The sequence below is a fragment of the Streptomyces varsoviensis genome (assembly GCF_000718635.1).
GTDB classification, from domain to species: domain Bacteria; phylum Actinomycetota; class Actinomycetes; order Streptomycetales; family Streptomycetaceae; genus Streptomyces; species Streptomyces varsoviensis.
The window spans coordinates 78,342-91,509 of the sequence record NZ_JOBF01000004.1 but is presented as its reverse complement, the minus strand read 5'-3'; the positions used below and the strand labels follow the sequence as shown (position 1 = coordinate 91,509).

Below are 13,168 nucleotides of genomic sequence, written 5' to 3'. Positions count from 1 at the left end.
CCAGAGACTAGTAAGTCCCATTTGCAAGTGAAAGTCGCCTATGGCTGGTGTCCGGGCCTTCCGTCTCCCGCTCGCGCTCCAGCATCCGCCGGAACGGCCCGTCCACCACCGCCAGCTCCCCGTACGCGCCGCGCTGCACGGCCCGCCCGCGCTCCAGCACCACCACCTCGTCGACCGCGTCGAGCCCCGCCAGACGGTGCGTGATCAGCACGGTCGTACGGCCCTCCGTGGCCGCCAGCAGATCCGCCGTCAGCGCGTCCGCCGTGGGCAGGTCCAGATGCTCGGCGGGCTCGTCCAGCACCAGCACCGGGAAGTCGGCCAGCAGCGCCCGCGCCAGCGCGAGCCGCTGGCGCTGACCGCCGGACAGCCGCGCGCCATGCTCCCCGACCAGCGTGTCGAGCCCCTCGGGGAGGCCGTCCACCCACTCCAGGAGCCGGGCCGCGCGCAGCGCCGCCCGCAGATCGGCGTCGCTCGCGTCCGTACGGGCCAGCCGCAGGTTCTCGCGCACCGAACTGTCGAAGATATGCGCGTCCTGCGCGCACATCCCGACCAGCCGGCGCACCTCGTCGCCGGCCATGGAGGACGCGTCCCGGCCCTCCTCGCCCAGCGTGTACGCGCCGGACTCGGCGTCCAGGAAGCGCAGCAGCACCTGCGCGAGCGTCGTCTTGCCCGCGCCCGACACGCCCACCACCGCGACCCGCCGCCCGGCCGTCAGCTCCAGCGAGAAGCCGTCCAGCGCGGGTTCCGGCTGCCCTGCGTGGCGCGCGGTCAGGTCCCGTACGCGCAGGGGGAACGGGGAGGCCGGGGCCGGCAGCGGCGCGGCGGGCTCGGCGACCGGTACGGGCGCGTCCAGCACCTCGTACACGCGCTCCGCGGAGCGCCGCACCCGCTGCCGGTACTGCACGGCCAGCGGCAGCCCCGCGACCGCCTCGAACGCGGCCAGCGGCAGCAGCACCACCACCGCCAGCCACACCCCGCCGAGCCGGCCGGCGTGCAGCGCCTGCACGCCCGCCCAGGCCGCGGCCGCCACGGTCACCCCCGCCGCCAGCGCGGACAGGCCGGAGCCGAGCGCCGTCGCGGCCGAGCCGCGCCGGGCGACGCCGGTCAGCTCGGCGTCGGCGGAACGCACCGCCGCGACCCGGCCCGGCAGGGCGCCCGCGACCGTCAGCTCCGCCGTGCCGCTGAGCAGGTCGACCACCCGCGTCGCCAGCGCGCCGCGGGCCGGGGACAGCCGCCGCTCCGCGCGGCGGGCCACCGCGCCGGAGACCAGCGGCACGCCCACTCCCGCCGCCAGCAGCCCGGCGGCCAGCACCGCGCCCGCCTCCGGCAGCAGCCAGCCGAGGAAGCCGACCGAGGCCGCGCCCACCAGGACCGCCGAGCCGACCGGCAGCAGCCAGCGCAGGAAGTAGTCCTGCAGCGCGTCCACATCGGCGACCAGGCGGGAGAGCAGGTCGCCGCGGCGCGTCTCGCGCAGCCCGGCCGGGGCGAGCCGTTCCAGGCGCGCGTACACGGCCACCCGCAGCCCGGCCAGCACCCGCAGCACGGCGTCGTGCGAGACCAGCCGCTCGGCGTAGCGGAAGACGGCCCGGCCGATACCGAAGGTGCGCGTGGCGGTGACGGCCACCATCAGATAGAGCACGGGCGGCTCCTGGGAGGCCCGCGAGATCAGCCAGCCGGATACGGCCATCAGCCCCACCGAGCTGCCGAGCGCGAGCGCCCCGAGCAGCAGCGCGAACGCGAACCGCCCGCGCAGGGGGCGGCCCGCCGCCCGTACGGCCGCGAGCACGCCGGCCCGCCGCTCCTCGGGAACGTCCCAGAGGCCGGAGCCGCCCCCGGCGGCAGGCCCCGCCTCGGCGGCCTCGTCCGCACGGGCAGCGACGGCCTCGCGCGTATCCGAAGCGGCGGCTTCGTCCGTACGCGCCTCAGCGCCCCCGCCCGTAAGCGCGGCAGCGCCCCCACCCGTACGTGCGGCAGCCGCCTCGCTCTCCCGCGCCGAATCGTCCTCCGGCCGCTCCAGGCGCACGACCCGGTCGGCGACCGCGAGGAGGGCCGGGCGGTGGACGACGATGAGCACGGTGCGGCCCACGGCCAGCCGGCGGACCGCGTCGACGACCGACGCCTCCGTCTCGCCGTCGAGGTTCGCCGTCGGTTCGTCGAGCAGCAGGACCGGCCGGTCCGCGAGGAACGCGCGGGCCAGCGCCACGCGTTGCCGCTGCCCGGCGGAGAGCCCCGCGCCGTCCTCGCCGAGCCGGGTGTCGGTGCCGTGCGGCAGCATGGACACGAAGTCGAGGGCACCGGCTTCGCGCAGCGCGTCCCGCACCTGCGCGTCGTCGGCGTCCGGCCGCGCCAGCCGTACGTTCTCGCCGACCGTCCCGGCGAACAGGTAGGGCCGTTGCGGCACCCAGGCCACTTGGTCGTGCCAGCTTTCGGGGGAGAGCGACGCGAGATCCGCGCCGCCCACGAGCACCCGCCCGCTCGCGGGCCGCTCAAAGCCGAGTACGGCGTTGAGCAGCGTGGTCTTGCCGACGCCGCTCGGGCCCACGACGGCGACGGTCTCGCCGGGCGCGACCTCCAGCGAGGTCTCGGCCAGGGAGGCCCGGGGGCGCCCCTCGTGCCGGACGACGAGCCGTTCCACGGTCAGCGCCGCCTCGGCCGCCCGGGGCGCGGCGACGGTGCCGGGCGCGGTCGCCGGCTCGCTCTCCAGCACGGCGAAGACCTCGTCGGCGGCCGACAGCCCCTCCGCCGCCGCATGGTACTGCGCGCCGACCTGCCGCAGCGGCAGATACGCCTCGGGCGCGAGCACCAGCACCATGAGGCCCGTATAGAGGTCGAGTTCGCCGCGTACGAGCCGCAGTCCGATGCCCACGGCGACCAGGGCCACCGAGACCGTGGCGAGCAGTTCCAGGGCGAAGGAGGAGATGAAGGCGATCCGCAGGGTCCGCAGCGTCGCCCGCCGGTAGTCGGCCGTGATCGAACGGATCGACTCGGCCTGCGCCTTGGCGCGCCCGAAGATCTTGAGGGTGGGGAGCCCGGCGACGACGTCGAGGAAGTGCCCGGACAGCCGGGACAGCAGCCGCCACTGCCGGTCCATGGTGGACTGCGTGGCCCAGCCGATGAGGATCATGAACAGGGGGATGAGCGGCAGCGTGATGACGATGATCAGCGCCGAGACCCAGTCGGCGGTGACGATACGGGCCAGGACGGCGACGGGCACCACGATCGCGAGCCCCAACTGGGGCAGATAGCGGGCGAAGTAGTCGTCCAGCGCGTCGATGCCGCGGGTGGCGAGCGTGGTCAGCTCGCCGGTGCGCTGCCGGCTGAGCCATGCCGGGCCCAGCCGCGAGGCGTGCGCGAGCAGCCGCACGCGCAGTTCGGACTTGACCGAGGCGCTGGTGCGGTGGGCGGCCAGTTCCGTCAGCCAGGAGACGGCGGCCCGGCCCACCGCCACCGCTCCGAGCAGCAGCAGCCGTCCCGCAAGGTCGCCGACGGTGCGGCCGTGCTGGAAGGCGCCGACGACCACGTCGGCGATGAGCATCGCCTGGGCGATGACGAGCCCGGCCCCCGCCAGCCCGAGGGCCACGGTCGCGACCAGGAAGAGGCGTGTCGCTTTCGCGTAGGTGAGCAGGCGGGGGTCGACGGGTTTCACGTGGAACGTTCCTCGTCAGTGCGTGGCCGGGTCGGGTATGTGCTGGGTGCCGATCCGCTTGCGGAACACCCAGTACGTCCATGCCTGGTAGGCCATGACCAGCGGCGTCATGATGACCGCCACCCACGTCATGATCTTCAACGTGTACGGGCTGGACGCCGCGTTGGCGGCCGTCAGGCTCCACTCCGGGTTGGTGGACGACGGCATCACGTTGGGGAACAGGGCGAGGAAGAGCATCGCGACCGCCGCCGCGATGGTCACCCCGGACAGGGCGAACGCCCAGCCCTCGCGCCCCAGTCGGTTCATGCCCAGCGCCGCCACCAGCGCCACGACCGCGACGATCATGGCGGCCAGGCTGCGGACGTTGCCGGTGTGCACCTGCGTCCAGATCAGGAAGACCAGCGCCAGTACGGCCGTGGCCAGCCCCAGTACGGTCGCGAGCCGCCGCGCCCGTATCCGGATGTCGCCGGCCGTCTTGAGGGCGGCGAACACCGCGCCGTGGAAGGTGAAGAGCACCAGCGTGACGACGCCGCCGAGCAGGGCGTACGGGTTGAGCAGGTCGAGCACGGTGCCGGTGTAGTTCTTGTCCGGGCCGATCGGCACCCCGCGCACGATGTTGCCGAAGGCGACGCCCCACAGGAAGGCGGGGAGCAGCGAGCACCAGAAGATGGCGTGCTCCCAGTTGCGCTGCCAGCGCTCCTCGGGCCGCTTCTGCCGGTATTCGAAGGCGACGCCGCGCACGATCAGGCAGACCAGGATGAGCAGCAGCGGGAGGTAGAAGCCGCTGAAGAGGGTCGCGTACCAGTCGGGGAAGGCGGCGAACGTCGCGCCGCCGGCGGACAGCAGCCAGACCTCGTTGCCGTCCCAGACCGGGCCGATCGTGTTGATCAGCACCCGGCGCTCCTTGCGGTCCTTGGCGAGGACCTTGGTCAGGACGCCGATGCCGAAGTCGAAGCCTTCGAGGAAGAAGTAGCCGATCCACAGGACGGCGATCAGCAGGAACCAGAAGTCGTGAAGATGCATGGTCGTTCTCTCCCTTCCCGTGTCAGTAGGCGAATGTCATCGGCTTGTCGGCGTCCTCGGACTCGGCGGCGTCCCCGTCCCCGTCGCCGCCGGAGGGGAGCCGCAGCCGCGGGTCCTTGGCCGGCGGCTTTTCGTCGAGGTCGGGGCCGGCCTTGACGTACTTGACGAGCAGCCGGGCCTCGACGACGGCGAGGATGCCGTAGAGGAGGGTGAAGACCACCATCGAGGTGATGACCTCGCCGGTGCCCACGCCGGGCGACACCGCGTCCTTGGTCTTCATCAGCCCGTAGACGACCCAGGGCTGGCGGCCCATCTCGGTGAAGATCCAGCCGAAGGCGATGCCGACGATCGGGAAGAGCATGGTGAGCATGCCGATCCGCCAAGACCACTTGGTGAAGAAGGTGCTCATCTCGGTCCGCTTGGTGAGCATCAGCCGTGGCACCTCTTCGTCGCCCGTTCGGAATTCGGGGGCGAGCCACCGCTTCTTGCGGGTCGTCCACAATCCGATCAGGCCCGCGACGAACGACGTCATGCCGACGCCGATCATCAGCCGGAAGCCCCAGAAGGCCACGAAGATATTGGGGATGTAGTCCTCCGGCTCACCACCGTACTTTTCCGCCTCGGCCTTGGCGGTGTCGTGGATGCCGGGGACCGAGTCGGCGAAGTTGTCGTGGGCGAGGAAGGACAGCACACCGGGGATCGACAGCTCGACGGTGTTGTGGCCCTTGTTGACGTTGCCGACCGCGAAGACGGAGAACGGCGCGGGCTCCTTGGTCTCCCACAGCGCCTCGGCCGCCGCCATCTTCATGGGCTGCTGCTCGAACATGACCTTGCCGAGGGTGTCGCCGCTGATCGCCGTGCCCAGCCCGGCGATGACCGTGACGACCAGGCCGACCCGCAGCGAGCTGCGCATCGCGCCGATCTTCTTGCGCTCCTTCTCCCCCGGCGCCTGGCCGGCCGCCTGCCGCCGCTTGGCCTTCCACAGGTGGTACGAGGCGACGCCGACGACGAACGCGCCGCCCGCGATAAAGGTCGCGGTGATGGTGTGGAAGAACTGCGTCAGCGTCGTGTTCTGGGTCAGAACCCGCCAAATATCGGTGAGCTGCGCCTTGCCCGTCGACTTGTCGATCGTGTAGCCGGTCGGGTGCTGCATCCAGGAGTTCGCGGCGAGGATGAAGTACGCCGAGAGGACCGTGCCGATCGCGACGATCCAGATGCAGGCGCAGTGGATCTTCTTCGGCAGCTTGTCCCAGCCGAAGATCCACAGCCCGATGAAGGTGGACTCGAAGAAGAAGGCGATCAGCGCCTCCATCGCGAGCGGCGCACCGAAGACGTCACCGACGAAGCGCGAGTAGTCGGACCAGTTCATGCCGAACTGGAACTCCTGGACGATGCCGGTCACGACGCCCATCGCGATGTTGATGAGGAAGAGCTTTCCCCAGAACTTGGTCGCGTGGAAGTACTTCTCCTTGCCCGTACGGACCCAGGCCGTCTCCAGGCCGGCGGTGATCGCCGCGAGACTGATCGTGAGTGGCACGAAGAGGAAGTGGTAGACGGTGGTGATGCCGAACTGCCATCGCGCCAAGGTCTCCGGCGCCAAAGCGAGGTTCACGTCGGACTCTCCTTCACCTTTCGTACCGCTCTCGCTCAGCCGCGATGCGCCCCTTATGTCCGCTCGCAAGCCGGACGTAAGACGGACATAAGGGGACACGCTTGTGAACGCGTTCACATTCACAAGCAATTATGACGCACACACCCACGCGACGTTCGGGCGGGGGGCCGAAAAAAGACGCCCCGCGCCACAAAGCGGCGCAGGACGTCTGGAGGTACCTCGTGATGTCTGCTAGGGGCTACCGGGAAAGGGGCGCCCCAGGGGACGCGGGCGTCACAACGGGGTGCGTCACAGGCGTCACAACGGGCGCGGGCGTCACAACAGGCTCGTCACAGCGGGCGCGGGCGTCACAGCTCCTTGCGGAACGCCGCCGCGGCCTCGACGAAGAGATCGTTCGCCTCGGGCTCGCCGATCGTCACGCGCACGCCCTCGCCCGGGAACGGCCGGACCACCACGCCCGCCCGCTCGCACGCCGCGGCGAACTCCGTCGTACGCTCCCCCAGCCGCAGCCACACGAAGTTGGCCTGCGTCTCCGCGACCTTCCAGCCCTGCCCGACCAGCGCCTCCACCACCCGGCGCCGCTCCACCACCAGCGCGTCGATCCGCTCCTTGAGCGCGTCCTCGCTGCGCAGCGAGGCGACCGCCGCGTCCTGTGCGAGCTGGCTCACACCGAACGGCACCGCCGTCTTGCGCAGCGCCGCCGCCACCGGCTCGTGCGCCACGGCGAAGCCGATCCGCAGCCCGGCCAGCCCGTACGCCTTGGAGAAGGTGCGCAGCACGCAGACGTTGGGGCGGTCGCGGTAGAGATCGATTCCGTCCGGCACGTCCTCGTCACGGTTGAACTCGCGGTACGCCTCGTCCAGCACGACCAGCACGTCGGAGGGGACCCGGTCCAGGAAGGACTCCAGCTCGGCCCGGCGCAGCACGGTGCCCGTGGGGTTGTTGGGGGTGCAGACGAAGATCAGCCGGGTGCGGTCGGTGATCGCGGCCAGCATCGCCTCAAGATCGTGCTCCTCGTCCTCGGTCAGCGGCACCTGCACCGAGGTCGCGCCCGAGATCTGGGTGACGATCGGGTACGCCTCGAAGGACCGCCAGGCGTAGATGACCTCGTCGCCGGGGCCGGCCGTGGACTGCACCAACTGCTGCGCGACGCCCACCGACCCGGTGCCGGTGGCCAGGTGGTCGACGGGGACATCGAAGCGCTCCGACAGTTCGGTCACGAGGTCCGTGCACGCCATGTCCGGGTAGCGGTTGAAGGCCCCGGCCGCCGCGACCGCGCTCTCCAGGACGCCGGGCAGCGGCGGGTAGGGGTTCTCGTTGGAGGACAGCTTGTAGACGACCGGGCCGTCCGCCGCCGCCCGCTTGCCCGGCTTGTAGGTCGGCAGGCTGTCCAACGCGGCGCGCAGCCTCGGGGTCTTCTCAGTCACCGCAGGTCCTCCTCGACGTCCCGTACCACTCAATACTCCATACCTTATGAGGATTGCCCCCGGTCCCGTCCAGAGCCGTCAGGCCCGGTCACGGCGGACGCCCACGCCGCCGGGGGAGCGCTCACCGCCCTGGCGCACGCCGGTGGCGAGCGCCGTGGCGCGCATCGCCCGTACAGGTGAGTTGAGACCTCTTCGAGACCTGGACCATTCGGCGGGCGTAGATATGCCAGATGCGTACGGGCCACTGTCACAACCCCCAACCGCCTTGGCTTCCATGGTCATTGGTGAGGCGCGTACATGCAGAAACGTGCCTGTCAACAGCCATATAACGAGCCCTGCCATCCAACCAATCGCGCCCTACTATCGGCACGCCATGACAGCAGCAGGGAAGCATCAGGTGAGCCGGTCAACCGGCCGTCGGCTGGGGCGGGCGGGCATCCGCGACGTGGCCGCCGCGGCCGGCGTCTCCATCACGACCGTCTCCGACGCGCTCAACGGCAAGGGCCGGCTACCGGACGCGACCCGCCGCCACGTCCGCGAGGTCGCCGATCGGCTGGGCTACCGCCCTTCCGCGGCGGCCCGCACGCTCCGTACCGGCAAGTCCGGCCTCATCGGCCTGACCGTGACCACGTACGGGAATGAACCTTTCACCTTCACCGAATTCGCCTACTTCGCCGAGATGGCCCGGGCCGCCACCTCCGCCGCTTTAGCGCGCGGCTACGCGCTGGTCATCCTCCCCGCCACCTCCCGCCACGACGTCTGGTCCAACGTCGCGCTCGACGGCACCGTCGTCGTCGACCCCTCCGACCACGACCCCGTCGTCTCCGAACTCGTCCACCACGGCATCCCCGTCGTCTCCGACGGCCGCCCCGCGGGCGCCCTGCCCGTCACCGCCTGGGTCGACAACGACCACGAGGCCGCCGTACTCGACATCCTCGACCACCTCGCCGCCGCCGGCGCCCGCCGCATCGGCCTGCTCACCGGCACCACCACCGACACGTACACCCGCCTGTCCACCACCGCCTACCTGCACTGGTGCGAGCGCATCGGCCAGGACCCGGTGTACGAGGAGTACCCGGCGCACGACCCGTGCGCGGGCGCCGTGGCCGCCGACCGGCTGCTCGCCCGCCCCGACCGGCCCGACGCGGTCTACGGGCTCTTCGACCCCAACGGCACCGACCTGCTCGCCGCCGCCCGCCGCTACGGGCTGCGGGTCCCCGACGACCTGCTCCTGGTGTGCTGCAGCGAGTCCATGGTCTACGCCACCACCGAGCCGCCCATCACCACGCTCTCCCTCAAACCCCGCCGCATCGGCACCGCGGTGGTCCAGCTCCTCATCGACGCCATCGAGGGGCTCGACACGGGACGCCCGGTGGAACAGGTCATACCAACCGAACTGATCGTGCGCACCTCGTCACAGCGCCGCCCGCCGCGCACCACGGTCAGCGCCCCGCGCGGCCCGCACGGCAGCGGCCCGGCCTGACGCCGTACGACGACGCGGCGGCCGGCGTAACGACCGTACGGACGGACAGCGACCCGGCGCGGCGGTCGCGGGCGTAGCCTCCGTACCGCACCGGGCGGCATGGCGTCGCGCGGCGGCACAGGGCGTACGGGCCCGGGCCGGGCCGCCGTGCGCCCCCGGGCCTCCAACGCGCTCCCCGTTCGCCGCATGAACCCCGTGACCGAGGCAATGAACCGGGCTGGGGCAGAATGAGGGGCAGGGAGCGAACGGCCCAATTGGGGAGAAAAGAGCGGAGAAGTCCCGCCCTTCCCGATGGACAGCCCCCTGGTGCGTCGCACGCCGCGACGGTCATTCCTATGATGGGCGCACGACACCACGGACCGCCATCGACCAGGCAAGGTCCACAAGGTGCACGGCGGCGCGATGGTGGAGGGGTCGATGACTCAGGGGGCCGGTCTGGGACCCACGGCACGGACCACGGCGGCACTGTCGCCCTTCCCTGCGTACGCGCGGCAAGCGCCGCACGAGAATCCCCCCGCACCACCCGTACCAGGCAGCGCGGACCAGGTGCCCCCCGGCTACACGCCCACCGAGCGCGACCTGCCGGTCATCGGCGTCGACCCGGACGTGCCCACGGTCGAGCTGACCCCGCTCGCCGCCCCCGAGGCGCCCCTCCCCCCGAGCGGCCCGGGGCCCCTGTACGTGGTCGGCGACGTCCACGGATACCTCGACGAACTCCACGCGGCGCTGGGCGCCCAGGGGCTGATCGACGCCGACGGCCACTGGTCCGCCGGCAACGCCCGCCTCTGGTTCCTCGGCGACTTCACCGACCGCGGCCCGGACGGCATCGGCGTGATCGACCTGGTCATGCGGCTCTCCGCCGAGGCCGCGGCGGCCGGCGGCTACTGCAAGGCGCTCATGGGCAACCACGAATTGCTGCTCCTCGGCGCCAAGCGGTTCTATGACACCCCCGTCAACTCCGGCGCCGGCACCGCCTCCTTCCAGGCCGCCTGGCTCATCAACGGCGGGCAGCGCACCGACATGGAGCGCCTGGAGGACCACCACCTGCAGTGGATGGCCCGGCTCGACGCGATGGCCGAGGAGGACGGCCATCTGCTGGTGCACTCCGACACCACCGCCTACCTGGAGTACGGCGATTCGATCGAGGCCGTCAACGACGCCATCACCGAGGCCCTGCAGCGCAGCGACGCCGACGAGTGCTGGGACCTTTTCCGGAAATTCACCAAGCGCTTCGCGTTCCGCGACGAGGCCGGCCCCATGGCCGCCCGGGAACTGCTGACGACTTTCGGCGGCACCCGTGTCGTGCACGGCCACAGCCCCATCCCGTACCTCCTCGGAGAGGTCGGGTCCGAGGACGGCGAGGACAACGGCGCGGCGGCCGTGGACGGTCCCCATGTGTACGCCGACGGCCTGGCGGTCGCGATGGACGGCGGCGTCACGATGGCCGGAAAGCTACTGGTGGTTCAACTTCCTCTGTCTGTCTGAGGATTCATTGGGCAGGGGTAGGGGCAGGTAGGAAATTCCACCGCGCGGGGGGAATTCGGGAAACAGACTGTCACCCCGTGCCAGAACGGCTCTACCATCGGCCTTATCCGTAGCAGGCTCTCCTCCGTTTCCGCCCAACTGCCCGGTGTAGGCCGGCTACAAGGCCCTACGGAGCATCGGGGGATGCACATGAACAGCGCTCCGCACCTGCTGACCGAGGATCGCCCGGAGTTCGAGCGAGTCCTCGACGAGGCGCTGCGTACCGCAGACCATGACCCGGAACTGGCCGCCCTAGGCGGGCGGCTCAACACAGAACAGCTGCGCACCATGGCGTTGGGCGCCGTGGCCGCCATCACGGCATGCGCGGCAGCCGAGTACCGCACCTACGTACAGGCGCGTGACGAACTGCGCGCGCCCGCGAGCGTCGCCCGGCCGCAGCCGGTCGGCGCCGGAAGCGGCGGCGGTGACCAGGGCGACGACCGTTCGGCCGCCGTCGGGATCGCCACCGCCATGAGCGAGGCCGCCGAGGCCGGAGCGGGGGCGGGAGCGGTGCTCGCCGTGCTCGCCCCGGTCCTCGCGGGCATCGCGGCCCTGCTCTTCCTCGTGATCGGATATGTCCTGCGCACGGTCAGCTCCGACGCCTCGGTCGCCGACTCGATGATCACCATCGGCTGGTGGTTCGGCGGTCTCACCGCCGCCGGAATCCTCGTCGCCATGGGCGCCATGCTGCTGACCGCCCTGCGCAACAACGGGCCCGCGGGCCGCGAGGGGCGCGCGGTGGGCAAGCAGGCCGAGGCGGTGGCACAGGCCAGGGATGCCTGGCGGCAGGCGCTGCTGCACCGCGGCGTACTGCCCTTCCTGCGCGAAGCGCTCGCGACCGCCGGTCCGCCGGCGCCGCGGCCCACGTACGTACCGAGGAATTCGGGGGGTCACCGGACCCCCCACCTCGGCTATTCCCGTCCGGGCTTCTCCAGCCCGGAGGCCGACAACGAGCACGCCGCCCGGCCCCGGTTCTCCAGCCCGGACTTCACCAGCCCGGACTACGGAGGCCCGGACCACCGGCCCGAGTAACGCCGGAAGGCCGGCCCCGCCGGGGCCGGCCCTCACCGTGATCCATCAGTCGGCGCCGTCCGGCCCACCGCCCGGGCCGGACGGCGCCGCTCGTGCGCCGGCGCGTACGCCCGTACCGGCGGGCTCGGTGCCGCGTACGCCCGTACCGGCGGACCCGGCGCCCGGGGCTCTTCAGCCGCGGTACCCGAAGGTGTCGTCCAGCCAGTCGTAGATCTGGGCGAAGGCGAACCGCTGGCCGCCGGCCTGGCAGTGGGCGTCGGCGCCCAGCTCGGTGGTGAACTCCAGGAACGTCTTCGGGCCGGTCAGGTGCGCGTACAGCTCCTCGGGCTGGCCCTTGAAGAACACGTCGGTGGCCGCGGAGCAGACCAGGGTCGGGGCGGTGATCTTCTCGGCGACGCCGTTGGCCACGTTGTAGTCGAGGAAGGCGGCGGCGAACTTGCGCGGGGTCTCGGCGCCCATGACGTACATGCCCTGCTCCATGGCCCACCGGACCTTCGGGCTCGCGGCCATGGCCTGCTCAAGGCCGGCGTCCGCCTCCGGGTTCTCCTCGGCTCGGAGTATCTTCTCGATCTCGGCACGGTCGCCGGGGAAGGCCTCCAGAAGGGACGCGGCCATGTCGTAGACACCGTCCAAGGCGATGACGGCGGCGATGCGGGGCTCGAAGGCCGCGGCGCGGGGCGCGAGCACGCCGCCCATGCTGTTGCCCAACAGGGCGATACGGTCCGGGTCCACCTCGGAGCGGGTGAGGGCGTAGTCGATGACGGGGCCGACGACCTTCTCCCAGTCGGGACGGAAGAACATGCCGTGGTGGTGGCGGGTGCCCGGCTGCCCCGGGCCGTCGAAGGTCAGGACGTTGTAGCCGCGCTCGACGGCCGCGGCGGCGCCGCCGAAGTGCATCTCCTCGGCCGTGCCGTCGAACCCGTTGAACATGAGCAGGGTCGGCCGGACGGCGCCCGAGTCGTCGGGCCGGTAGAAGTAGCCGGGCAGGACGGTGTCCTCGTACGGGATCTCGACCAGCTCGATGGGCGGCGTGAAGAGGGCGGCGGCCTCGCGGAAGCAGGCGACCGAGGCGTCGTACGCGGCCAGGATGCGGGGGTCGTCCGCGTTGCCGTGCAGGAAGAACTCGGCGCTGCGGTAGTAGTTCGAGGCCCGCAGGAAGGCGTCGCGGGCGCTGACGCGGTGGCCGCCGTCCTTCGCCTTGCGGGCGATCTCCGCCACGCGCTCTCCCATGGCGAACCACTCGTCGTGCCAACTGTCGTAGTCGCCGGAGGTGATGCGCTCGGCGACCACCGCGGCCTCGCCGAAGTCGGCGCCGCCGTAGGCGCTGTGACCGAAGACGCGCAGCGTCTCGAACCAGAACTGGCTGTTCTCGGGGAAGTACACGGGCTTCATGGCCCCTCCTAAAAGTCGGCGGCGACTGC

At 71.6% G+C, this 13,168-nt stretch carries 8 protein-coding genes; 3 read left to right on the top strand and 5 right to left on the bottom strand.

Annotated features, from left to right (window positions below):
• Positions 1-7: 7 nt before the first annotated feature.
• From cydD to hisC, 4 genes are all read right to left on the bottom strand, one after another.
• Positions 8-3,646, bottom strand: coding sequence for a thiol reductant ABC exporter subunit CydD (gene cydD / locus IF55_RS09180; protein ID WP_037964767.1), 3,639 nt, complete (start codon positions 3,644-3,646; stop codon positions 8-10).
• A 15-nt stretch (positions 3,647-3,661) separates the two neighbouring features.
• On the bottom strand, positions 3,662-4,669 hold the full coding sequence (gene cydB, locus IF55_RS09175; RefSeq protein WP_030882324.1) for a cytochrome d ubiquinol oxidase subunit II: 1,008 nt from the start codon (positions 4,667-4,669) through the stop codon (positions 3,662-3,664).
• Positions 4,670-4,691: 22 nt separating this feature from the next.
• Entirely contained in the window at positions 4,692-6,281 is a 1,590-nt protein-coding gene (locus IF55_RS09170; RefSeq protein WP_030882321.1) for a cytochrome ubiquinol oxidase subunit I, read from the bottom strand.
• 347 nt (positions 6,282-6,628) lie between these two features.
• Positions 6,629-7,708: a histidinol-phosphate transaminase gene (hisC, locus tag IF55_RS09165; RefSeq protein ID WP_030882320.1), complete on the bottom strand. Its 1,080-nt coding sequence runs from the start codon at positions 7,706-7,708 to the stop codon at positions 6,629-6,631.
• 373 nt (positions 7,709-8,081) lie between these two features.
• Here hisC and IF55_RS09160 point away from each other — a divergent pair, with 373 nt between their 5' ends.
• From IF55_RS09160 to IF55_RS09150, 3 genes are all read left to right on the top strand, one after another.
• On the top strand, positions 8,082-9,191 hold the full coding sequence (locus IF55_RS09160) for a LacI family DNA-binding transcriptional regulator (RefSeq protein WP_030882317.1): 1,110 nt from the start codon (positions 8,082-8,084) through the stop codon (positions 9,189-9,191).
• Between the two features lie 402 nt (positions 9,192-9,593).
• A complete protein-coding gene (locus IF55_RS09155; RefSeq protein ID WP_211269969.1) occupies positions 9,594-10,676 on the top strand; it encodes a metallophosphoesterase in 1,083 nt (360 codons plus the stop codon).
• Between the two features lie 183 nt (positions 10,677-10,859).
• The gene (locus IF55_RS09150; RefSeq protein ID WP_030882310.1) at positions 10,860-11,747 is read left to right on the top strand and encodes a membrane protein; all 888 of its coding nucleotides are present in this window, start codon (positions 10,860-10,862) and stop codon (positions 11,745-11,747) included.
• Between the two features lie 171 nt (positions 11,748-11,918).
• Here the strand turns inward: IF55_RS09150 and IF55_RS09145 are convergent, their stop codons facing one another.
• Positions 11,919-13,139 carry an alpha/beta hydrolase family protein gene (locus IF55_RS09145; protein WP_030882307.1) on the bottom strand — a complete coding sequence of 407 codons (1,221 nt, stop codon included), beginning with the start codon at positions 13,137-13,139 and terminating at the stop codon, positions 11,919-11,921.
• Between the last annotated feature and the right edge of the window lie 29 nt (positions 13,140-13,168).

Excerpts from the sequence above, each read along its gene's own strand:
- cydB (WP_030882324.1), bottom strand. The coding sequence starts at position 4,669 with ATGCATCTTCACGACTTCTGGTTCCTGCTGATCGCCGTCCTGTGGATC.
- IF55_RS09160 (WP_030882317.1), top strand. The coding sequence starts at position 8,082 with ATGACAGCAGCAGGGAAGCATCAGGTGAGCCGGTCAACCGGCCGTCGG.
- IF55_RS09155 (WP_211269969.1), top strand. The coding sequence starts at position 9,594 with ATGGTGGAGGGGTCGATGACTCAGGGGGCCGGTCTGGGACCCACGGCA.
- IF55_RS09150 (WP_030882310.1), top strand. The coding sequence starts at position 10,860 with ATGCACATGAACAGCGCTCCGCACCTGCTGACCGAGGATCGCCCGGAG.
- IF55_RS09145 (WP_030882307.1), bottom strand. The coding sequence starts at position 13,139 with ATGAAGCCCGTGTACTTCCCCGAGAACAGCCAGTTCTGGTTCGAGACG.